Annotated in this window: 21 protein-coding genes; 6 read left to right on the forward strand and 15 right to left on the reverse strand. The window is 72.9% G+C overall.

Translation table 11 applies throughout. From position 1 onward, the window contains the following. Positions 1–28 precede the first annotated feature (28 nt). A complete protein-coding gene (locus IE108_RS25750; protein ID WP_308433808.1) occupies positions 29–961 on the forward strand; it encodes a serine hydrolase in 933 nt (310 codons plus the stop codon). 43 nt (positions 962–1004) lie between these two features. Here the strand turns inward: IE108_RS25750 and IE108_RS25755 are convergent, their stop codons facing one another. Further along, on the reverse strand, positions 1005–2807 hold the full coding sequence (locus IE108_RS25755; RefSeq protein WP_064731033.1) for an NHL domain-containing thioredoxin family protein: 1803 nt from the start codon (positions 2805–2807) through the stop codon (positions 1005–1007). Positions 2808–2886: 79 nt separating this feature from the next. After that, positions 2887–3513 (reverse strand): TetR/AcrR family transcriptional regulator, encoded by a 627-nt coding sequence (locus IE108_RS25760; protein WP_064731032.1) that lies wholly within the window; start codon positions 3511–3513, stop codon positions 2887–2889. 139 nt (positions 3514–3652) lie between these two features. Here IE108_RS25760 and IE108_RS25765 point away from each other — a divergent pair, with 139 nt between their 5' ends. Next, the gene (locus IE108_RS25765) at positions 3653–4414 is read left to right on the forward strand and encodes an SDR family NAD(P)-dependent oxidoreductase (protein WP_064731031.1); all 762 of its coding nucleotides are present in this window, start codon (positions 3653–3655) and stop codon (positions 4412–4414) included. 115 nt (positions 4415–4529) lie between these two features. Here IE108_RS25765 and IE108_RS25770 read toward each other — a convergent pair whose 3' ends face one another. Then, positions 4530–6332, reverse strand: a complete 1803-nt coding sequence (locus IE108_RS25770; protein ID WP_064731030.1) for a flavin-containing monooxygenase — start codon at positions 6330–6332, stop codon at positions 4530–4532. 174 nt (positions 6333–6506) lie between these two features. Between IE108_RS25770 and IE108_RS25775 the strand changes: the two genes are divergently transcribed. Beyond that, positions 6507–7529 (forward strand): SMP-30/gluconolactonase/LRE family protein, encoded by a 1023-nt coding sequence (locus tag IE108_RS25775; protein WP_064731029.1) that lies wholly within the window; start codon positions 6507–6509, stop codon positions 7527–7529. A gap of 10 nt (positions 7530–7539) precedes the next feature. On the opposite strand, the gene IE108_RS25780 is transcribed toward IE108_RS25775, so the two are convergent. From IE108_RS25780 to IE108_RS25815, 8 genes are all read right to left on the reverse strand, one after another. Then, complete coding sequence (locus IE108_RS25780) at positions 7540–8133, reverse strand: TetR/AcrR family transcriptional regulator (RefSeq protein WP_064731028.1); 594 nt, start codon at positions 8131–8133, stop codon at positions 7540–7542. Beyond that, positions 8130–9800: a fused response regulator/phosphatase gene (locus tag IE108_RS25785; RefSeq protein WP_064731027.1), complete on the reverse strand. Its 1671-nt coding sequence runs from the start codon at positions 9798–9800 to the stop codon at positions 8130–8132. The genes IE108_RS25780 and IE108_RS25785 overlap by 4 nt, the downstream gene beginning before the upstream one ends. After that, entirely contained in the window at positions 9797–11686 is a 1890-nt protein-coding gene (locus IE108_RS25790) for an ATP-binding response regulator (protein WP_064731026.1), read from the reverse strand. The genes IE108_RS25785 and IE108_RS25790 overlap by 4 nt, the downstream gene beginning before the upstream one ends. Beyond that, complete coding sequence (locus IE108_RS25795; protein ID WP_079163755.1) at positions 11683–12723, reverse strand: ATP-binding SpoIIE family protein phosphatase; 1041 nt, start codon at positions 12721–12723, stop codon at positions 11683–11685. Before IE108_RS25795 ends, IE108_RS25790 begins: the two co-directional genes overlap by 4 nt. After that, positions 12711–13130, reverse strand: coding sequence for an ATP-binding protein (locus IE108_RS25800; protein WP_064731024.1), 420 nt, complete (start codon positions 13128–13130; stop codon positions 12711–12713). The genes IE108_RS25795 and IE108_RS25800 overlap by 13 nt, the downstream gene beginning before the upstream one ends. Beyond that, on the reverse strand, positions 13127–13504 hold the full coding sequence (locus tag IE108_RS25805) for an STAS domain-containing protein (RefSeq protein WP_064731023.1): 378 nt from the start codon (positions 13502–13504) through the stop codon (positions 13127–13129). Before IE108_RS25805 ends, IE108_RS25800 begins: the two co-directional genes overlap by 4 nt. Continuing rightward, a complete protein-coding gene (locus tag IE108_RS25810) occupies positions 13501–14349 on the reverse strand; it encodes an STAS domain-containing protein (protein WP_064731022.1) in 849 nt (282 codons plus the stop codon). The genes IE108_RS25805 and IE108_RS25810 overlap by 4 nt, the downstream gene beginning before the upstream one ends. Positions 14350–14507: 158 nt before the next feature. Then, entirely contained in the window at positions 14508–15473 is a 966-nt protein-coding gene (locus IE108_RS25815) for a pirin family protein (RefSeq protein WP_064731021.1), read from the reverse strand. A gap of 149 nt (positions 15474–15622) precedes the next feature. Here IE108_RS25815 and IE108_RS25820 point away from each other — a divergent pair, with 149 nt between their 5' ends. Further along, positions 15623–15970, forward strand: coding sequence for a tetratricopeptide repeat protein (locus tag IE108_RS25820; RefSeq protein WP_064731020.1), 348 nt, complete (start codon positions 15623–15625; stop codon positions 15968–15970). A 113-nt stretch (positions 15971–16083) separates the two neighbouring features. Here IE108_RS25820 and IE108_RS25825 read toward each other — a convergent pair whose 3' ends face one another. Further along, on the reverse strand, positions 16084–17505 hold the full coding sequence (locus IE108_RS25825) for a PepSY-associated TM helix domain-containing protein (protein WP_064731019.1): 1422 nt from the start codon (positions 17503–17505) through the stop codon (positions 16084–16086). Positions 17506–17645: 140 nt separating this feature from the next. Between IE108_RS25825 and IE108_RS25830 the strand changes: the two genes are divergently transcribed. Then, positions 17646–18302 carry a peptide deformylase gene (locus tag IE108_RS25830; RefSeq protein WP_064731018.1) on the forward strand — a complete coding sequence of 219 codons (657 nt, stop codon included), beginning with the start codon at positions 17646–17648 and terminating at the stop codon, positions 18300–18302. A gap of 36 nt (positions 18303–18338) precedes the next feature. Here IE108_RS25830 and IE108_RS25835 read toward each other — a convergent pair whose 3' ends face one another. Continuing rightward, the gene (locus IE108_RS25835) at positions 18339–19775 is read right to left on the reverse strand and encodes a dihydrolipoyl dehydrogenase family protein (RefSeq protein WP_064731017.1); all 1437 of its coding nucleotides are present in this window, start codon (positions 19773–19775) and stop codon (positions 18339–18341) included. Between the two features lie 119 nt (positions 19776–19894). On the opposite strand from IE108_RS25835, the gene trxA reads away from it, so the two are divergent. Beyond that, positions 19895–20284 carry a thioredoxin gene (gene trxA / locus IE108_RS25840; RefSeq protein WP_064731016.1) on the forward strand — a complete coding sequence of 130 codons (390 nt, stop codon included), beginning with the start codon at positions 19895–19897 and terminating at the stop codon, positions 20282–20284. An 8-nt stretch (positions 20285–20292) separates the two neighbouring features. On the opposite strand, the gene IE108_RS25845 is transcribed toward trxA, so the two are convergent. Then, positions 20293–21327, reverse strand: coding sequence for a LacI family DNA-binding transcriptional regulator (locus tag IE108_RS25845; protein WP_079163754.1), 1035 nt, complete (start codon positions 21325–21327; stop codon positions 20293–20295). Positions 21328–21375: 48 nt separating this feature from the next. Then, the gene (locus IE108_RS25850) at positions 21376–22053 is read right to left on the reverse strand and encodes a TetR/AcrR family transcriptional regulator (RefSeq protein WP_064731014.1); all 678 of its coding nucleotides are present in this window, start codon (positions 22051–22053) and stop codon (positions 21376–21378) included. Between the last annotated feature and the right edge of the window lie 8 nt (positions 22054–22061).

Consider the following 22061-nt stretch of genomic DNA (forward strand, 5'->3'; position numbering starts at 1 on the left):
CCGCCGCCGGGCCAGGCGTCGCCGCATGATGTGGAGCGTGACGTCGTTCGTGGTCCTGATCGGCGGCGCCACCACCTATGCCGTCACCCGGAGCGACTCCGGCGACTCCTCCACGTCCGACCGGGCGACCGCTCCCTCCCCACCGGCCGTCTCGGCGCGGGCGAAGGCAAGCGAGCCGCCCGCGGACCCCCCGAAACCGCTGCGATCGGCGCCGGCACGGAAGCCGTTCGATCTCGGACCGGCGCTGGCCCCGGTCACCGCGCTCTTCGGCGACAACCGGATGTCCGTGGCGATGCTGGACGTCGAGAGCGGTGCCATGGCGACGTACGGGCACGACGCCTTCGACACCGCCAGCATCGTGAAGGTGGACATCCTGGCGACCCTCCTGCTCCAGGCCCAGGACGAGGGGCGGCGGTTGAGCGGCGAAGAGCGCGCGCAGACCGCTGCCATGATCCAGAAGAGCGACAACGACTCCACCAGCGCCCTGTGGACCCGGATAGGCAGTGCCCGGGGGCTCGACGCGGCCAACGCACGGCTCGGCCTGCTCCAGACACGGGGCGGGCAGGGGACCGTCTGGGGCATCACCCAGACCACGGCGGAGGATCAGATACGTCTGCTCCAGTCCGTGTTCGGCGACGAGTCGCCCCTGAGCGAGGCGTCGCGCACCTACATCCAGGATCTGATGCGGCACGTCGTGGGAAGCCAGACCTGGGGCGTGTCCGCGGCGGCCGACTCGGGCACGACCGCGCTGAAGAACGGGTGGCTCCAGCGGACTCAGGTCAAGAAGTGGGACGTCAACAGCATCGGCCGGATACAGCGTGGGGGCCGTGTCTATCTGATGGCGGTCCTTCTCAACGGCTGCAGCACCCAGGAGGTCGGCATCAGCATCGTGGAGCAGGCGTCGCGCGCGTCCGCGGCGGCGTTCGCCCGAAACCTCGGGGAGACGCCGGCGGCCGGCTGACCGCCCCGGAGAGCCCGCGAACGCTCCCCGTCTCCGGCCGACGTCATACGAGGCCGACGCCGGCCAGGACCAGCGCAAGGCGGTCGGCCGCCCCCTCGACGACACGGACCGGGATCTCCCAGTCCTCCTGGTGCACATGGCAGGCCGGGTACGGGAGGTCCGGGTCGTCGTCGCAGGACGCGGCCGTCGCTGAGACGTGCAGCACTCCCCCGGGCACCGAGGGGTTCAGATCGAGGGAGCGGGACAGACCGGTGTCCGCTCCCGCGCCCGCACGCAGCAGTCCGGGCGGGGTCGCCGAGACCACGAGCCGCGTCGCGGGCCCGTAGCGCAGGTCCAGCTTCTGCCCCGCGGGTGCCCGGAAGGCCACCTCCAGGCGCAAGGTGCCCGGCGCCGCCTCCGTCGTCTCCCGCCGTACGCCGCCGCCCCGCGCGCCCAGGACCTCCTGCGGCAGCCGAAGCCGGGTCAGCCGGTGCCGGGCCGACTCGACGACCAGGATGTCGCCGCCGAAGACCACGGCGGCACTGGGCTCGCGCAGATCGGTCGCCAGCGTGCTGACCTCGCCGGTGGGCGGTTCATAGCGGCGCAGAGCGTGGTTGTAGGTGTCGGCGACGGCCACCGAGCCGTCCGGCAGGGCCGTGACGCCCAGGGGATGCTGGAGCAGGGCCCGGGCGGCGGGGCCGTCGCGGTACCCGAAGTCGAAGAGTCCGGTGCCCACCGCCGTGCGGACCGTGCCGCCGAGGTCCACCCAGCGCAGGGCGGAGGTCTCGGAGTCGGCCACCCAGAGCCGGTCCTCCGTCGCGGACAGCCCGGACGGCTGCGCGAACCAGGCCTCGGGGCCGGGCCCGTCGACCAGCCCCTCGTTGCCGGTCCCGGCGGTGACGGTGACACTCCCGTCGCGCGGATCGTAGGCCCAGAGCTGGTGCACCCCGGCCATGGCGATCCACACCCGGCCGTTCCACAGGGCGACGTCCCAGGGCGAGGACAGGTCCACGGCGCGGGCGGCCCCGCGGGTGGGTCCGCCCGGCCGTCCCTGCCTGCCGGTCCCGGCCAGCGTGGTGACGTCGCCGGTGGCGGGCTCGTACCGGCGCAGTGCGTGGTTGACGGTGTCGGCGACGACGACCGAGCCGTCGGCGAGCAGCGCGAGTCCCTGCGGTTCGCTGAACTCGGCGCTCCCGGCCGGGCCGTCCGTGAAGCCCCTCCTCCCGCTGCCGATCCGCCGCACGGGGCTCTCCCCGTCCGCGGCCAGCTCCACCAGCTGATGCCGGGTGGTGTCGCTGACCAGGAAGGTGCCGGAGGGCAGGAGCACGCCCTTGCCGGGAAAGCGCAGGGCCGTCGGTTCCGGTCGCGGCGGCACGTACGGGGCGTCGCCGCGCCGCAGGGTGCCCTTTGCCTCGTGCCGGACCTCCAGTTCCTCGACCAGCCGCTGGATCGCGGGCGCGTGTCCCTCGCCCGCGTACTGGGCGACGACATAGCCCTCGGGATCGATCACGGCGAGGGTGGGCCAGGCGCGTACGGCGTACTGCTTCCACGTGACCCGTTCCGGGTCGTCCAGGACGGGATGCCCGACGCCGTAGCGCTCGACCGCGTCGAGAACGGCCCGGTGTTCGGCCTCGTGCGTGAACTTGGGCGAGTGCACACCCACGATCACCACGGTGTCCCGGTGCCTCTCCTCCAGCTCGCGCAGTTCGTCCAGCGCGTGCAGGCAGTTGACGCAGCAGAACGTCCAGAAGTCGAGGATCACGATCCGACCGCGCAGTGCCGCGAGACTCAGCTCCTGGTCACCGGTGTTGATCCAGCCGCCCCGGCCCACGAGCTGGGGAGCGCGGACCCGTGCATGTTTCACCACGGTTCGAGCCAATCACACCGTCCGCCTCCCGACCAGGAAGGTTCCCGGTCCGCGACGCGCTCCGTGGCCCCCACGGGGTTCAGCCCAGGCCGGCGGCCACCGCCGCGAGGGCCGTGCGCAGGGTGGTCGCGAGGTCGGTCCGGGCGGTGGCGGTGTCGGTGGCGGGCTCGGCCGTTCGGTACGCGTGGCGTTCGACCGCCGCGCGAAGAGCGGCGTTGAGCATGGCGGCCCAGATCGCGGGCCGCACGTCGTCGTCGGGCAGCCCCGCCCGTTCGGCGAGGGCGCTCGCGAAGACGGGCTCCGCCTCGTCGTGGGTCTGCAGCCAGACGGCCCGCAACCCCGGTTCCCCGCGGGTCAGTCGCAGCAGGGCGCCCACATCCGGGCCCGGCAGTGCGACGTCGGCGGCCCACAGGTGGTCGAAGGCCGCCTCCAGGGGTTGCCCGGCGCCCCACTGCCGCAGCGCGGCGGCGATCGCGTCGATGCCCGTCGAGAAGAGCGGCCGTACGCAGCTCTCCTTCGTCGGGAAGTAGCGCCACACCGTGCGTGCGGAGACGCCCACCGCCTGCCCGATCTGCTCCCCCGTCGTCGCGGCGACGCCCTGCGCGACGAACAGCTCGACCGCGGCCCTGGCGATCTCCAGCCGGATCTCGGCCTTGCGCTCCTCGGTCAGCGGAGGGCGTCCCGCCCGTCCCCGAGCTGCGGTCATCTGAGCCTCCGGCGCCAATGGGCAGTGCGCTGGTCATTCTCCCACCAGAGTTTATGTCACTCAGAGACATAAATGGTTAGAGTGCTCGCGCGGTGCGACACGAGTCCTCCGCGTGAGCACGTTCTGGATGGAGTAGTGCATGACGGACGATCTGAACGGTCGCAGCGTGATCGTCACCGGGGCCGGTTCCGGTATCGGGCGCGCGGCGGCGCTCGCCTTCGCCGCCCAGGGCGACCGGGTCGTGGTGGCGGACCTCAACGCCGACGGAGCCGGCGCGGTCGTCGAGGAGATCGAGCGGGCGGGCGGCACGGCCGTGGCCGTCACGGGCGACCTGAGCGAGCAGGGCGTCGTCGACACGGTGACGGCAACGGCGGTGGAACGGTTCGGCGGCGTGCAGGTCCTGGTGAACAACGCCGGGATCATGGACAGCATGTCGGCGCCGGCCGACGTGACCGACGCCGAGTGGGCCCGCGTCCTCCGGGTCAATCTGACCGCGCCGTTCCTGCTCACCCGTGCCGTACTGCCCCACATGCTCACCGCCGGGCGCGGCGCGATCGTGAACACCGCCTCGGAGGCGGCGCTGCGCGGCAGCGCGGCCGGCGCCGCTTACACGGCCTCCAAGCACGGCGTGGTCGGACTGACGAAGTCCCTGGCGGTGATGTACCGCAGGAGCGGCATTCGCGCCAACGCGATCTGTCCGGGTGGTACCGCCACGGCCATCGGGGTCGAGGCCGACCGCTCGGCGCACGGTCCGGCGGCGATCGGCCCGCACTTCGTCAACCTCGGCCGCGTGTCGCAGCCGGAGGAGCAGGCCGCGGCGATCCTGTTCCTCGCCTCCGATGCCGCGAGCAACATCAACGGCGCGATCCTGCCCGTCGACGACGGCTGGTCCGCCGTCTGACCCGGGTTTCCGGCCCGCCGTACGAGACGTCGTGCCGCGGGGCCCGTCCGGGCGGCCGGGCCCCGCGGCACATCGCGCCCCCGTCGCCGCGTCGACGCATCGACGCATCGACGCCTCAGGACGGTCGGCGTACGGCGAGCGCGTCGCTCATGGACGTCGCACGCCACCGCGTCAGGAGGTCGTGGAAGGCGGCCGCGCCGTGCGGGTAGGCGGTGGGGCCGTTGGGCCGGCCGCGCCCTTCGCCGTTGTAGTACCCGGGGGTGCACTCGGCGTGGAACCACTCGTGGTCGGGCGCGCCGTCGGACAGGACCGCGAGCCAGGCGTCCTCGGCCTCGCGGGAGGGTTCGACGACGGCTCCCCGGGCCTCGGCCGCGGCGACGAGTGCCGCCGCGTGCACCGCGTGCTCGTCGAGCACGTGCGTGAAGTTGACGCTGCTCGCGCTCTGCGCGGCCCCCAACTGGATCAGGTTCGGGAAGCCGTTGCGGGTGAGGCCGTGCAGGGACCGCGGTCCGCGTTGCTTCAAAGCGTCCAGCAGTCTTACGCCGTCCCGGCCGCTGACGGACAGCTTGCCGGAGTGGACGCCGGAGACGCCGACCGAGAACCCGGTGGCGAAGACGAGGCAGTCAAGCCGGTATTCCGTGTCCCCCACCACCACGCCGTGCTCGGTCATTCGCTCGATGCCGTGCGTGTCCGCCGTGTCGACCAGGGTGACGTTGTCGCGGTTGAACGCCTGGAGGTAGGCATCGGAGAACGTGGGGCGTTTGCAGGCGTACCGGTACCAGGGCTTGAGCTTCTCCGCGGTGTCCGCGTCGGCGACGACGTGCTCGACGCGCGCACGGATCGCGTTCATCTTCTCGGCGTCGGCGATCTCGTAGGCCGCCTCGAAGCCCTGCCTGTCGGACGGGCGGCGGAAACTCGGCAGGAGCTTCTCCAGCAGGCCGGCGCCGGCGGTCCACTGGTCCGCCACCAGGTCGCGTTCGACGGATTCCCCGGAGACGATTTGCAGGAAGTTGTCGCGGCGCTCGCGTGCCCATCCGTCGTGGTCGGCGCCGACGTCCCGCGCCGTCGTGCGCCGGTTGGCGCGCACGTCCACGGTGGACGGGGTGCGCTGGAAGACGTAGACGTGTCCGGCGTCCTCGGCCAGCTTCGGGATGACCTGCACCCCGGTGGCGCCCGTGCCGACCACGCCGACGCGCCGGTCCGCGAGGCCGGTGAGTCCGCCGTCCGGGGTCCCGCCCGTGTATCCGTAGTCCCACCGCGAGGTGTGGAAGGTGTGGCCCCGGAAGTCCTCGATCCCGGGGATGCCGGGCAGCTTCAGCTCGGTGAGGGTGCCCGTCGCCGTGACGACGTAGGTGGCCCGGAACGCGTCGCCCCGGTCGGTCGCCACGATCCACGACTGCGTGGTGTCGTCCCAGGCCAGGGACGTGACGGACGTGGAGAACAGGGCGTCCGCGTAGAGGTCGAACTTCTCGGCGATCCGTACCGCGTGGCGGCGGATCTCCTCTCCGGGCGCGTACTTCCACTCGGGGACGTACCCCGTCTCGTCGAGCAGCGGCAGGTAGACGTGGGACTCGACGTCGCAGTGGATGCCCGGGTACCGGTTCCAGTACCAGGTTCCCCCGAAATCACCGCCCTTCTCCACGACACGGATCCGCTCGACTCCTTGCTGCCGCAGCCGGGCGCCCGCGAGGATGCCGCCGAATCCACCGCCGACGACGGCCACGTCGACGTGGTCCCGAAGGGGGTCACGCTCACCAGTGCGCGTCGCGTACGGATCCTCGTCGTAGAAGCCGAACTCGGCATCGGCGGACAGGTACTGGCGGGTGCCGTCGGGGCGTACGCGCCGCTCCCTCTCCAGGCGGTAGCGCCGCCTGAGACCGGCCAGTGCCTCGGAGGAGATTGCATCCGAGTACGTCATGTGGGGGGACCTCTGTCCTTCCGGTTCGGTGCGCGGAGGTCGCCGTGTCGACACAAAGGCGCATGGGCGCACCGGACTTGAGCTGGCATGCACTACCGTAGCAAGAACCGGACAACACTGTCCGGTTGAGTTGCGGACAGCTTCCGCAAACATTCGGACAGGAAGAGCGACCCCATGCAACGACTCCCGATCCGATCCCTCACCGGGCTCGCCGCGATCGCCCTGCTCGTCCTCACCGGCTGCGGTACGCAGACACGGCCCGGCCCCCAGGGCACTTCCGCCGCCGGCGCCGACCGCACCATCCGCGCCCAGCACGTAATGCAGCTGACGAAAGTGCACCCCGAGACGGGCATGACGCTGCTGGAGGGGCCGACCTTCGACGCGGACGGGAAACTGCTCGTCGTCGACGTCACCGCACCGGCCGGCGAACCCAAGCTGCTGCGCGTCGACTTGCGGCGGAAGACGTCCCGCCAGGTGCACACCGACGACCGCGGCGCCTACACCTCGGCCCAGTTCAGCCCCCACGACGGGCGCGTCTACCTCACCGACTTCTCCCACGGCGACATCGTCAGTCTGGCGTCCGACGGCAGCGACGTGCGGACCTTCTTCTCCGGGGAGGTCGACGGAGCCAGGATGAACCCCGACGACCTCGCGTTCGACCGGGACGGCAACCTCTACATCAGCGACTCGCGCGGCATGTCCGAGGGCGCGGCGACCGGACGCGTGGTGCGGATCGACCGGGACGGGGGCGGCGCCGTCGTCCTCGCGGACGGGATGGCGGCACCCAACGGCATCTCCTTCGACTCCGAGTACCGCGGTCTGTGGGTGAGCGAACTGGTGGAGAACTGCGTGTCCTACCTGCTCCTCGACGGGAAGGGCCGTGCGGCGTCACGGCACACGGGCATCAGGGTGAACGGCGGTGTCGCCCAGACCGACTCGATCGCCGTGGACGCGGACGGGAACCTGTACCAGGCGCTGCACGGCCGCCCCGCGATGGCCGTGTACGACCGGAACGGCAGGCGCCTCGCCACCGTCGAGGTCCCGGCCCGCGCGGCGGAAGGAGTGCGGTCCGCGACGAACGTCGCCATCGTGCCCGGAGGAACCAGGGCCTACATGACGGTCAGTGGGCCCGACGGAGGGTTCCTGTACTCCTTCGAGGCACTCGCGGAGGGCGTCCGCCAGTCCAACGGCGGCTGACCCACCTTGCTCACCCGCCGAACGGGCGCACCGGCCCCACGTCCACACCGAGCAGGCGCCACGCGGTCATCGCCCGGCGTTCTCGCACCTCGCGAGTGGGACCGGTGACGGCGCCCGACACCATGGCGACGGCGATCATCAGGTCCTCCTTCGCCGCGGCCAGCCGATGACCGGCCGGCAAGTGCGCCCGCAGAGCGCGCTCGACGCGCCCCGACAACGCCGCGGCGTACGCGGGAACACCCGGACCGCCGGCCGCCCCGTCGGCGTGCAGCACGCCGATGAACGCCGCCGACTCGGTCTGATGCCAGGTGAGCACTCCCAGGATGCGGGCGATGTCGGTGCCGGGAGCCTTCGCCGCTTGCTCGATCTGCCGGACGTTCTCGTCAAGTACGGCGGTCGCGACGGCCGTTCGGTCGGGGAAGTGCCGGTAGAGGACGCCCTGCCCGACCCCGGCCCGGCGGGCGATCTCGGACAACGGGGCGTCGAGGCCGTTCTCCGCGTAGATCTCCCGCGCGGCCGCGACGACGGCGGCACGATTGCGGGCGGCAACCCGGCGCCCGTCGTTGGCGGGCCGCCGCTCGTCGGACACGGGTCGCTCGGTCATCCCCGGAGCCTATCCCCCGGCGGACCGGGCCGGTCGGCTCCTGTTTCCTCGGGGGCGTTCAGGCGCACCGCCATGATGGCGATGTCGTCGCTGCCGTCCGGGGGCAGGCGGTCCAGAAGCTCGTCGCACACGTCCTCGGGGGGCAGCGGGGCCTCGGCCAGGACGCGGGCCAAGGAGTCGAGGGACCGCTGGAGGTCGATGTGGCGGCGTTCGATCAGGCCGTCGGTGACCAGGAGGAGGAGGCTGCCGGACTCCGCGGTGACCTGGAGCGCCGGAGGATGGGGCAGGCCGAGGCCGAGCATGGGGCCGTGCTCCTCCACGTAGACGGTGGTGCCGTCGGGGGCGCGCAGGAGGGGCGGGAGGTGGCCGGCGTTCGCGACGTGCAGGGTCTCGGAGGCGTACTCGATCAGGACGACGCAGAGGGTGACGGCCGTGCCGGGCTCCACGGAGGTCAGCAGGTGGTCGAGGCGGGACAGGATGGCGTGGGGCGGGTGTCCCTCCAGGGCGTAGGCGCGCAGGGCGTGCCGTACCTGGCCCATGACCATGGCGGCGTCGAGGGAGTGTCCGGCGACGTCGCCGACCGCGACCACGAGACCGTTGACGGTGCTGATGGCCTCGTAGAAGTCGCCGCCGATCTCCGCGCGTTCGCTGGCGGGCAGGTAGCGCACGGCCAGGTCGGCGCGGGCGTCGCGGGGCAGGTTCTCGGGCAGGAAGCTGCGCTGGAGCGTGAGGGCCAGGGCGTGTTCCTCGCTGTAGCTGCGCAGGGCCTCCAGGGCGAGGGCGCTGGCCCGGGCCAGCTGGTGGAGGAGCTGGTGGTCGTCGTCGAGGACGACGGCGTGTGCGGGGACGAGGATGACGACGGGGGGCCGGTCGGACTTGGCCCGGCCGACGACGACGCGGCGCCCCGCGGGGTCGCCGAGCGGTTCGGGCAGGGACACTCGGTCGGGCAGGCCGTCGGTGATGCCGGTGGTGTCGGTGGTGTCGGTCCAGGCGTCGTCGCGGCCTTCGGGCGCGGGGACGGGGTGCACCTGGGTGTCCGCGGTGGACGCGGTGCCCTGCCGCTTCGTCGTGGTGTGGGCGACCAGGGCGTCGCCCTGCGGGGTGTGGAGGAAGACGGCGCTGTCGCAGCGCAGGACGGACGCGGCTCCCTGGGTGGTGGCCCTGATCAGTTCGTGTGCGTCGGTGGCGCTGTAGACGGCCAGGGTCGCGCGGTTGAGCAGGTGCAGCCGGTCGGCGAGGAGTTCGGCGCGGCGGCGGGCCCGGGCGTAGCGCAGGGTCGCCGTGACGGTGGCGAGGAGTTCTCCCGGTGCGATGGGCTCGACGAGATAGGCGTCGGCGCCGCGGTACAGGCCCCGGGTGCGGTCGTCCGCCGAGATCGCCGACGCCGAGATGTTGATCACCGGCATGGCCGCCGTGACCGGGTTCTCCTTGATGCGCTCGCAGACCTCGAAGCCCGTCATGTCCGGCAGGCGTACGTCGACGATGGCGATCTCGGGGAGTTCTGCGGCGGTGCGCAGCAGTTCGAGCGCGCGGGTGCCGTCCTCCGCGGTGGTGACCCGGTGCCCGCCGCGCGCCAGTGTGGTGGCCAGGACGTAGCGGTTGGTGGGGTCGTCGTCCACGACCAGGATGTGGGCGGGGGCCTGGTCGTCGGCGTGCTGCTGGGTCATCTGTCTTCCTCGAGCGGGAGCGGTGTCGCGTAGAGGGTGGTGGGCGGGGAGGCGGACCGGGTGCCCGTCCGGGTGAGTGCCGCGGCGAGACCGGCGGGGGTCAGGCGGCCCTTGTCCAGTACGGCACGGACCGGTTCGAGGCGGGCGACCGGCACGTCGCCCGGGTCGGTGGCGGTGAGCACGACCACGGGGATGGGGGCGGTGGCCGGGTCGGCGGCCAGGCGACTCCGGACCTCGGTGCCGTCGAGGGCCGGCATGTCCAGGTCGAGGATGACGACGTCGGGGCGTTCGCGTCGGACGGTGTCCACCGCGGTGGTGCTGTCGGTGACGCAGGTGACGGAGGTGACGAGGCCGTCGATGAGTGGCCGGAAGCCGGCCAGGAAGGCCGGGTCGTCGTCGATGACCACCACCGACCACTCGGCGAGGGGCCTCGCGGGTGTGCCGAGCGGGTCCGGTTGCGGGGCGCCGGCCGGCTCCCGGCCCGTGGGCGTCGTCGTTGCCTCTTCCTCGGGGCTCAGGAGGCACGGGGTGAGGGCGGGGATGTCGATGACGACGACGGTGCCCCGGCCCGGCTCGCTGTCGAGGCTGAGCGTGCCGCCCAGTGCCTCGGTGAGTCTCAGGGCGTACGGCAGGCCGAGGCCGGTGCCGGTGCGGCCCCGCTGGTGCTGGCCCGGGACCTGGTAGAACTCCTCGAACACCCGCTTCTGTTCGTCGGGGGGTATGCCCACGCCGGTGTCGCGGACCCGGAAGCGGAAGCGGCGCTCCGGGCCTGTCCCCCGCTCCGTGACGTCCACGGTCACCGAGCCCTCGGTGGTGAACTTCAGGGCGTTGGACAGCACGTTGCGCAGGATCCGGGTGAGCATGACCTCGTCGGTGACCAGCGTGCTCTGCTGCGTGTAGTCGGGTATGCGCAGGTGCACTCCGGGCTGCGTGATGCTCTGCAGGGTGCCGCGCAACTGGTGGAACAGGGCCCGCAGGTCGGTGTCGACGGGGTGGGGTTCCAGGCGGCCGGCCTCGGCCTTGGCCACGTCGAGGAGTTCGTCCACGAGCGCCAGCAGGGTGTTGCCGGAGGCGTGCACCAGGGTGACCTGCTGCCGCTGTTCGGCGGAGAGCGGTTCGGCCTCGGGAGCGAGCAGCAGGCGGGTCAGGGCGATGACGGCGTTGACGGGCGAGCGCAGCTCGTGGCTGACGTTGGCCCAGAACCGGGTCTTGTACTGGTTCGCCTGCTCGAGCTGGCGGCTCTTGTCCTCCAGGTCCGCGTAGAGGGCGACGACGCCGCTGTTGGTCTCCTCCAGCTCTCCGGCCAGCTCCGAGTAGAGCGCCAGGACGCCGGCGTTGGTCTCCTCCAGTTCGGTGTTCAGGCGCTGCAGTTCGTCCTGCTGGTGCTGGGACTCCTCCAGTGCGGCCAGCAGTTGGCGGTTCTGGGAGCGGAGCGCCTCGATGAAGTCGGTGCCGCCGTCGGTGGCGAGCAGTGCGCCGCGCAGCTCGTCCGCCAGGGCGGGTAGGGACTGGGGCGGTGCGGTCGTGCGCTGTTCCAGGACGAGTTGGTGGCCGTCGTCGGTGCGGGAGGTGCGGCAGTCGTCCAGCAGCCGTGTCGCGGCGGCCAGCAGGGAGGCGGCGGGCTGCCGTTCCCCCTGCCAGTGGAACCGGAGGGAGAGGACGGCGGCCCCCGCCCGCTCCCCGAGGGACAGCCGTGCGGTGAGGGCGGCCGCTCCCAGGAGGTGCTCGCCGGCCTCGCTGACCACGGTGGACATGCGCACCAGCGGGCTGCCCGTCAGGTTCAGGGTCCGGCAGGCCGTCTGGGTGCGGCGGCGCAGGGTGACCACGTCGCCCGCCTCTCGCAGGGCGATCGTGAACACCTCGTGGGCCGCGGCGTCACCGGTCATGGTCGTCGGTGCACGGCCACGACGATCCCGGCGTCGTCCCTGCGGACCGCGGCCTGGCTGAATATCTGCGCGGCGACGATCGAGGAGTCGTGGGCGAACAGCCCCGGGAAGTCGGCCGGCTTCCAGCGGTCGCTGAGGCCGTCGGAGTGCATGATCAGGGCGGCTCCGGGCGGCAACGCCGCCTCGAAGGTGCGGGGCCGGGGCAGTTGCACACCCGCGATGCCCGGCAGGGACGGCAGCCCGGTGCGTCCGTCGGGCGACCCCACCAGGGCCGCGATGTTGCCGGCTCCGCTGAGCTGGACGCGCTGGGCGGCGGGTTCGACCAGCGCGATCGCCACCGCCGCGCCGCGCGTGCTGCGCAGCGCCGAGTGGACCTCCTGGAGGATTCCGGCGGGGTCCGACCGGCGGCTGCCGCGGAACGCGCTCCTGGCCCGGTCACTGGCCTGGGCCGCCAGCGGGCCGTGGCCCAGGCCGTCGCACATCATCAGCAGCATCGCGTCGGGGCCCTCGGCCGTGCGTACGGCCCAGGTGTCGCCGCAGGTCTGCTCTCCCCCCAGGGGACGCGTCAGCCCGCCCGCGTCCAGCGGTCCGGGCTCGCGGCCGTCCGGGCCGGCCCAGAACCGTGCCTGGACGACGGTGCCCCGGCCCGGCAACGAGTGGATGCCGGAGACGTCCGCCATCCGCGCGATGGTTCCCAGCCCCAGGCCCAGGCTGCCGGAGGCGGACGTCCCGTCCCTCAGCGCGAGGGGCAGGTTGCTGATGCCGGGGCCGCTGTCGAGGGAGAGGCATTCGACGGCCGCGCGGTCACGGACCCGCACGATGCGCAGGGCCATGGAACCGTCGTGCGCGTACTTCAGCAGGTTCGTCGCCATTTCCGTCACGCACAGTTCCAGGTTGGCGACCTGCGTGTCGGCCAGGCCGAGGGCGCGGGCGAGCTGCCCGGCCTGACGGCGTGCGGCGGCGGCCAGGGCGACGTCCGCGCGCAGCCAATGAACGTCGCCGGCTTCGGCAACCAGGGTGGAGTTCACCGGTTCCATTTCACGATGGTGACGGTGGTGCCGTCGGGGCCCGTCTGGATGTCGAACTCGTTGACCAGGCGCTGGGCCCCGCTGAGGCCCAGTCCCATACCCCTGCCCGAGGACCAGCCGTCGGTCAGGGCCTGCTCCACGTCGCGGATGCCGGGTCCGTCGTCCCGGAATTCCACGAACACCCCCACGCCCTGCGGGCCGTTCACCTCGGCGGCGCGGACGACGCCGCCTCCGCCGTAGACCACCATGTTCCGCGCCAGTTCGCTCGCCGCGGTGACGAGCTTGGTCTGGTGGACCAGTGAGAGGCCGCCGCGCTGGGCGAGGTTGCGCACGACCTGCCGGGCCTGGACGACGTCCTTGCTGGAGGCCACCGGGACGCTCTCGACCGTCGCGTTCCCGGTCAGGTAATCCTTCATGGGCGAGCCGAATGGGCGGTGCTGAGACGCCGCAGCAGCTTCAGTCCCCGCTCCAGGTTGAGCGCGGTACGGACACCCTGGAGGGACAGTCCGAGCTCGACGAGCGTCATCGCGACCGCGGGGCGCATGCCGACGACCACCGTCTCGGCCCCGAGCATGCGGGAGATGGAGGCGATGGTGGCGAGCATGCGTCCGACGAAGGAGTCGACGATCTCGAGGGCGGAGATGTCGATGACGACACCCTTCGCACCGGCCGAGACGATCTTCTGCGACAGGTCTTCCTGCAGATCCAGCACCATCTCGTCCTCCAGGTCGATCTGGATGGACACCAGGAGGATCTCGCCGATCTTGAGGACGGGCACGCGATCGGTCACAGCAGACCCCGCACGTCGTCCTCGGCGTCCTTGGCGACCTCGCGCACGGCCTGACGGAGGGCGTCCGCGAGGGACGCGTTGGTCTGGATGTCACCGAACTGGATACCCAAGGCCACGATGGTCTGGGCTATTTGCGGGCGTATGCCCGAGATGGTGCACTGGGCGCCCATCATGCGCGCGGCGACGACGGTCTTCAGCAGGTGCTGGGCGACCTGGGTGTCGACGGTGGGGACACCCGTGATGTCGATGATCGCGTGCGTGGAGTCGGTGTCGACCAGGGTCTGCAGCAGCTTCTCCATCACCACCTGGGTGCGCGCCGAGTCGAGCGTGCCCACCAGCGGGACGCCCACCACGCCCTTCCACAGCTGCACGACCGGTGTCGACAGTTCGAGGAGCTGCTCCGCCTGCGAGGCGATGATCTCCTCGCGCGTGCGGACGTACGCCTCGGTCGTCAGGAGCGCGAGACCGTCCAGGAGCTTGGCGAACTGCAGGTAGGTGCGGGTGCCGTGCTCCTCCCCGGTGAGGGCCGGCTCCAGGACGGCCTTGAGCGCGAACACGCTCGTCGCCGTCTCCGTCGGGGTGAAGCCCTGCCGGGCCCGGTTGCGGGAGAGCTCGATCAGCAGGCTGCGGGTCTCCCCGTACGCCTCGCCGTCGGCGTCCAGACCACCCGCCGCGATGGCCTGGAGGATGGCCTCGTACAACTCGCCCAGCTCGCGGCGCATCTCGGCGACGCTGAGCCGGCCCTGGAGAGCCTCCCCGACGATGGCACCCCACTGCGCGAGGAACTCCTCCCGGTGCGAGGTCAGAGTCTCGATCAGCAACTGCGTGTTCTCTTCCGGTGCCACGTCGCCCCACTATGCGATTAAGTGAATGTATCGTCAAAGATACGACACACTATCTGCCCAGAAGACCCCAGGTGGATCTGCTCGGGCGGGGAGCCCCCGCGACCGGGGCCGTGCGGCCGCCGCGTGGCCCGAGGACGCCCCCCAGCCATGCCAGCGGGTCAGCGTTCCCTTCCGCGCGGCTTGAGCGGCACCGCGGGCAGCGCCGGGGCAGGCAACGGAGCGCCCTCGTACCCCTTCACCTCGCCGAAGCGCGTCCCTTCCATCCAGTCCCGGCGGGCCTCCTCGATCTCCTCCTGGGAGCGCCCGATCCAGTTCCAGAACATGATCAGCTCCTCCTCGAACGGCTCGCCGCCCAGCAGCATCAGGCTCGCGTCCGAGTCGGCGCGCAGAGGGAGTTCGCCGCGGCCGCAGCCGAGGTAGAGCATGGAGCCCGGGACGAGCGGCACGCCGTCGACGTGGGCCTCGCCGGACATGGACAGGACCGCGTACTCGAAGTCCCGTTCCAGGGGCAGGCGTACGTCCGCGCCGGCGGCGAGGGTCAGGTCCGCGCCGACCAGCGGGGTGTAGGCGGTGCCCGGGGACGTGGTGCCGTCGAGGGTGCCCATGAGCAGCGTGGCCGACAGGCCGGGGGCGGTGACCTCGGGCAGCTCGGCGTGGTACTCGAAGTGCGGTTCGGTGTGCCGGTGGGCGTCCGGGAGAGCGACCCACAGCTGCGCGCCGTGCAGGAGGCGGGCGTGCGACTTCGGGCTCTCCTCGGAGTGGCTGATCGCGCGGCCGGAGGTCATGAGGCCGAGCTGGCGCGGGCGGATCGTCTGGAGGCTGCCGGTGGAGTCCCGGTGCAGGACCTCGCCCTCGTGCAGCCAGCTGACCGTCTGGAGGCCCATGTGCGGGTGCGGGGGCACCTGCATGCCGGGCTCGTCCGCGATGTCGTCCGGGCCGTAGTGGTCGACGAAGCACCAGGCGCCGACCATGCGCCGGCCGAGGTTGGGCAGCAGCCGGCGGACCTCGGTGGACTCGCCGAGCCTGACGCTGCGGGGGCTGAGGAGTTCGCGCACCGGTTCCGCCACGACGAAGCCGCGGCCGCCGCACAGGCTGGGCACCGACTCGCGATCAAGGTTGCTCATGCCGCCCAACCTAGCCCCGCCCGGCCCCGCCCGTCAGACGGACCCGGGGCATCACCGTCCCGGGGCGGATTCCACTCCCCGAGGCCGGCCACCGGGTAGTGGAATGTTCAACCATCGGTCGGCGTTACACCGCGCGAAGGAGGTCACGAGTGGACATGACGTACTACGACCACGGAACTCAGGACGAGCGCTGGGAGCGCGGCCGGATGTTCTTCGACGCCAAGGACTACGCCGCCGCCGCGCGCGTCCTGGACGGGCTGGTCGGGGAGGTGCCCGAGCAGACCGGACCGCGCCTGCTGCTGGCGCGCGCCTACTACCACTCGGCGCAGCTGGGGCGGGCGGAGGCCGAGCTGCGGACCCTCGTCGAGCGCGACCCCGTCGAGCAGTACGCGCGGCTGATGCTCGGCCGGACCCTCGAACGTCAGGGACGGCAGGAGGAGGCCGACGCGCAGTTGCGGATCGCCGCCGCGCTGGACGGCGACTTCGCCGGCCGCTGAACGGCAGGATCGGGAGCGGCGACTGAGGGCAAGGCCCCTCGGTGGAGCGGCGGTGGGCATCACCGCCGCTCCACCGCCCGCTCAGCGCCCCTCACCGGCACTCCACTGCGGGCTCAGGACCCCGCCACCGCGCCGTCCGCCCGCTTCCGCCGCCCCCGCCGGTGGGCGATCTCGCCGAGTACGGCGTCCAGCGCCACGAAGGCCGCCAGCGGGATGCCGAGCAGCGGGACGAAGTAGCCGAGCACGGCGACCGCCGCCAGCAGCGGGACCAGGAGCAGCGGCGGTACCCGCTGCCACGCGCCCCGCGGGAGGGGGCGGCCGAAGGCCGAACCCCGGCCGCGCTGCCACCACATGCGGTAGCCCCAGACGATCAGCAGGATCAGGGAGGCGGCCAGGAGCATCAGCGCGATCTGGTTCGGCAGCCCGAACAGGCTCCCGGTGTGCAGGTCGATGCCCCAGCGGCTGAGCTTGGCGAGCACCGGATAGTCCGCGAACCGCAGCACGTCGGTGACCTCGCCCGTCGACGGATCCACCGCGACGGAGTCCTGCTTCACCGGCCAGCTGCGCTGCACCTGCCTGACGACGTAGGCGGAGGACGCGTCGGCGGGCGGGACGATCTCCACGGGGTCGCCGAGCCCCTCCGCGCGCGCGGCGGACAGGACCTTGTCGAGCCCGACGCCGTGCGCCGCGTCCCCGCCGGTGCCCGCCGCGGCCCCGTGGCCCGCGTGTTCGCCGCCTCCGCCGGCCGACGCCGACACGGACGGCGTGGTCTGGCCGAGCGAGACGCGCAGGTCCTCGATGTTGGCGCCGGCGTAGGTCGACCAGGTGAGGCCGGTCGCCGAGAGGAGGACGAAGCCGGCGGCGGCCCAGGCGCCGACCGTGCCGTGCAGGCCGAGGGTGCGGCGCCGGCCCGTGGTGCCGCGCAGCTTGCGCCGGGCCCCGCGGCGGGAGAACCACAGCACCAGGCCGGCGCCCGCGATCACCCACAGCCAGCTGGCGGCGAACTCGCTGTACAGCCGCCCGGTCTCCCCCAGGTGCAGGTCACGGTGGAACTCGTCGATCCAGGTGCGCAGGGGCAACGCCCCGCTGGAGCCGTACTGTTCGAGGGCGCCGCGCACCTTCGCGGTGTACGGGTCGACGAAGACCGCGAGCGTGCGGCCCGGGTCGACACCCTCGACGCCGGAGAGCATCACCCTCGTGGTGGCGTCGTCCTCGGGCGAGGGACGTACGGCCGACACGGTGCCGTCGGGGTGGGCCTGGCGGGCGGCGGCCACCTGCTCGGATATCGGCAGCTTGCGCTCGCCGACGTCGTCGACGGTCAGCTCGTGGGCGTACACCAGCTTCTCGGCCTGGAAGGAGGCCGCGTAGAGCAGTCCGGTGGCCGCCGCGACCAGTAGGAAGGGGGCCACGAAGAGACCCGCGTAGAAGTGCAGGCGCAGCACGAGGGGGCGCAGGGTGGACCAGCTGCCGCGGCGGGGCGGTGGTGGGGCCGCGGCCGGGGATTCGTCCGTCGAGGCCGGGGAGGTGGTGGTCATCGGTGGGCGCTCCGGGGACGTCGTGGGGAGGGGACGGTCCCAGTGGTCGGGCGGCGGGCGCGCCGGGTTCCCGGCCGTCGCAGTGGCGTGCGTCACACGACCGGCGCCGACGGGGGCGGGGCCCGTGCGATGCTGGCCCGATGGGAACTCCGCACGCACGTCCCCCTCTTGCCGAGCGGGTCGAGGAACTGCTGGCCCGCGGCGGCCCGTTGCCGATCGTCGAGGCGGGCGATCCGGTGCTGCGCCGTGTCACCGAGCCGTACGAGGGGCAGTTGGCGCCCGCGTTGCTGGCCCGTTTCGTCGAGGCGCTGCGGCTGACCATGCACGCGGCGCCGGGCGTCGGGCTGGCCGCCCCGCAGGTGGGCGTGGAGCTGCGGATCGCGGTGATCGAGGATCCCGCGCCGGTGCCCGAGGAGGTGCGTGCGGCGCGGGGGCGGGTGCCGCAGCCCTTCCGGGTGCTGGTCGATCCGGCGTACGAGCCGCTCGGTGACGAGCGGGCCGCGTTCTTCGAGGGCTGTCTGAGCGTGCCGGGCTGGCAGGCGGTGGTGGCGCGGCCCGCGCAGGTGCGGTTGCGGGCGGCGGACGAGCACGGGCACGCGGTGGACGAGGTGTTCTCGGGGTGGCCGGCCCGGATCGTGCAGCACGAGACGGACCATCTGGACGGCACGCTGTACCTGGACCGGGCCGAGCCGCGCTCGCTGTCGTCGAGCAGGGCGATGGCGGAGCTGTGGACGCAGCCGACACCTGGAGCGGCAGCGGCGGCGCTGGGGTTCGAGCTGCCGGGTCCGGCGGCCTGACCGGCCGCGGGACCCGGCGGTCACCGGGCGCGCCCGTCAGTTGTCGCGGTAGGCCTCCAGGAGCCGCAGCCACACCTCGCTGATCGTCGGGTACGGCGGTACGGCGTGCCACAGGCGGCTGATCGGCACCTGGCCGACGACGGCGATGGTCGCGGAGTGGATCATCTCCCCCACTCCGGGACCGACGAAGGTGACGCCGCGGACGATCTCGTCCTCCAGGTCGACGACCATGCGCGCGCGGCCGGTGTAGCCCTCGGCGTAGACGCTCGCCCCCGCCACCGTGCCCAGGTCGATGTCGACGGCGCGGACCCGGTGGCCGGCCCGCTCGGCCTCGGCCAGCGTCAGTCCGGCGGACGCCACCTCGGGGTCGGTGAACACCACCTGGGGCACGGCGCCGTGGTCGGCGGTGGCCGCGTGCGCGCCCCACGGGCCGGCGTCCAGGTCAGGCACCCCGGAGGCGCGGGCCGCGATGGCGGCGCCCGCGATGCGGGCCTGGTACTTGCCCTGGTGGGTGAGGAGGGCGCGGTGGTTGGCGTCCCCGACGGCGTACAGCCAGTCGTGTCCGTCCACCCGGAGGCTGTCGTCGACGGACAGCCAGGAGCCCGGTTCCAGGCCGACCGTGTCCAGGCCGACGTCGCGCGTGCGGGGCACCCGGCCGGTGGCGAAGAGGATCTCGTCGGCCTCGATGCGGTCGCCGGTGTCGGTGACCGCGACGACGGTGCCGTCCTCGCGGGTGACGGACCGGACGGAGGTGCCGGTGCGCAGGTCGACGCCGGCCTCGGTGAGCGCCTGGGCGACCATGTCGCCGGCGAAGGGCTCCATGCGGGCGAGCAGTCCGGCGTCGCCGCGCACCAGGAGCGTGACCTGGGAGCCGAGGGCCTGCCAGGCGGTGGCCATCTCCACGGCGACCACTCCGCCGCCGACCACGATGAGCCGTCCGGGTGCGCTCTCGGCGCTGGTGGCCTCGCGGCTCGTCCAGGGGCGTACGTCGGCGAGTCCGGGCAGGTCCGGCAGGGCGGCGGCGCTGCCGGTGCAGACGGCGACGGCGTGCCGGGCGGTCAGCGTGCGGCGGGTGCCGTCGGGGGCGGTCACCTCGACGGTGCGCGGCCCGGCGAGTCGGCCGTGGCCGCGGTGGAGGTCGGCGCCGATGCCCTCCACCCACTGGACCTGGCCGTCGTCCTTCCAGTGGGAGGTGAATCCGTCGCGGCGGGCGAGGACCGCCGCGGTGTCGAGGGGACCGCGGACCGAGTCGGCGAGACCGGGCAGGCGGCGGGCGTCCGCCTGGGCGAGGACCGGTCGCAGCAGGGCCTTGCTGGGCATGCACGCCCAGTAGGAGCACTCGCCGCCGACCAGTTCGCTCTCCACGATCGCGGTGGACAGTCCGGCCGCCCGGGTGCGGTCGGCGACGTTCTCCCCCACGGGGCCCGCGCCGATCACGACGACGTCGTACGCGTTGGAATCCGATTGCGTCATGGGGTCAGTCTGGTGGGTGGTGTGCGACGTGGCCACATGGGTACGTGCGCGGAATACCCACCAGGTCGGCAGCGTTGTGCCGATGGCTCGACCCCCCGAACGAGAAGAGGGATCACCTCATGACCAGCACCGTGGAACTCACCAAGGAGAACTTCGACCAGACGGTCACGGACAACGAGTTCGTGTTGATCGACTTCTGGGCCTCGTGGTGCGGTCCGTGCCGGCAGTTCGCCCCCGTCTACGAGAAGGCGGCCGAGGCCAATCCGGACCTGGTGTTCGGCAAGGTGGACACCGAGGCGCAGCCCGAGCTGGCGCAGGCCTTCGGCATCCAGTCGATCCCGACGCTGATGATCGTCCGCGACCAGGTCGCCGTGTTCGCGCAGCCGGGCGCGCTGCCCGAGGAGGCCCTGACGGACGTCATCGGCCAGGCCCGGAAGCTGGACATGGACGAGGTGCGCAAGGCGGTCGCCGAGCAGCAGGCGCAGGCCGAGGGCGAGAACGGCCAGTAGGCCCCCGGTCAGCTCGACTCGCGGTGGACCACCGTCGCGCCCAGCACCTTGCGGCGTTCGGGCGCGGCGCCGGGGTCGCGCACCGCGCGGTCGACGAGGGCGGCCAGCTCGCGGCCGGCGGGCAGCTCCAGGTGGACGGTGCTGAGCCGGGGCCGGAGCAGGCGCCCCAGCATCAGGTCGTCGGCGCCGATCACGGCGGCGTCGGCGGGGATGTCCAGGCCCGCGTCCTGCAGGGCCCTCATCAGCAGCATCGCGTACTCGTCGTTGTACGCGAACACCGCGTCCAGGCCGAGTGAGCCCCAGCGGGCGGCCAGCCGGGCGGCCTCCCGCTCGTCGTAGGCGAGGGGCAGCGCGGTGACGGTGGCGCCGGTGTCGCGCACGGCGCGGTGGGCGCCGGCCAGGCGGGGCGCGGAGAAGACGTCGAGGCCCCCTTCCGCGGGCACGACCACGCCGATGGCACGCCGGCCCCGGTCGTAGAGGTGGCGGGCGGCCCCGTGACCGACGCCCTCCTGGTCCGTGAGCAGGGCGTGCGCCCCCTCGACGGCCTCGGGACCGAGCGTGACGACGGCGCGGGCCCCGGAGCGCTTGAGCACCTCCACGCCCTGCGGGTCCAGGTCCGCGCCGGGGACGAGGACGGCGACCGGGCGCAGCTCGGCCCAGGCGCGGGCGGCCTCGTAGCCGCGCAGCCCGACGCTGCCGTACTGCACCACGGTGTAGTCGAGGCGGGCCAGGGCCCACTGGAGGTCGCTGAGGAAGCGGCTGTAGAGGGGGCCCGCGGGGAAGGACGGCGCGGGCATCAGGACCATCCGGCTGTGGCCGGCGCGCAGCGAGCGGGCGGCGGCGTGCGGGACGTATCCCAGCTCCCTGGCAGCGTCGCGGACCCGGCGGCGGGTGGGTTCGCTGATCCGGACGGAGCCGGAGTCGTTCAGGACGTAGGAGACGGTCGCGCGCGAGACGCCGGCCAGCCGGGCCACATCGGCGCTCGTGGGCACGGAGCGCGGGGCGGGGGGTTCGGCGGCGGGCGGTTTCGGTATCTGCACCATGACGTACGGCATCCTGGCAGAAGCCGGAGACGGTCCCCCGGCCGGGGCTCAGGCGGCCGGCGGCTCGGTGCGGGTGACGCGCGCGACCAGGTCGAGCCAGCCTTCGCGCAGCCGCTCGGCGGGCATCCCGCACTGCTCGGTGAGGTGGTGCAGAAGGGCCACGTCGAGGTAGGCCATCAAGGTGTGGGAGAGCAGTTCGCTGTCCCCCTCCGGCACCGCCTGGCGCAGCAGCAGGGCCAGGTGGCCGCGGAGGAAGCGGCGCGGCGCGAAGGTGTGCCGTCGGTCCGCGCTCGGCTCCGCGGCGAGCTGGAGGTCCAGCTCGTCGATGGAGCGGCGTAGCATCGCGCAGCCGAAGGCCCGCAGCCGCTCGACGGGCGGTGCGCCCGGGCCCAGCGGTGGCGGGCCGCTGAGCAGGGCGGCCTGGAACTTGCGCTCGGAGTGGTCGAGGAGGGCCGCGAGCAGGCCGGTGCGGTCACCGAAGCGGCGGAAGACCGTCCCCTTGCCCACACAGGCCGCCGCGGCCACCGCCTCCATGGTGACGCCGGCCGCGCCGTGCTCGGCCACCAGCCGTTCCGCGGCCTCCAGCAGCCGGGCGCGGTTGCGGGCGGCGTCGGCGCGCAGGCAGGGCTCGTCCACGACCGGTCCCGTGTCGAGCTGCAACAGCTCCAACTCACTCTGACCGACGGCGTCTTCGGGTCTCGGGAGGGGCGGCGGGGCGGTGGACATGAACCCAG

It is taken from the genome of Streptomyces parvulus, assembly GCF_014648855.1.
GTDB classification, from domain to species: Bacteria; Actinomycetota; Actinomycetes; order Streptomycetales; family Streptomycetaceae; genus Streptomyces; species Streptomyces parvulus.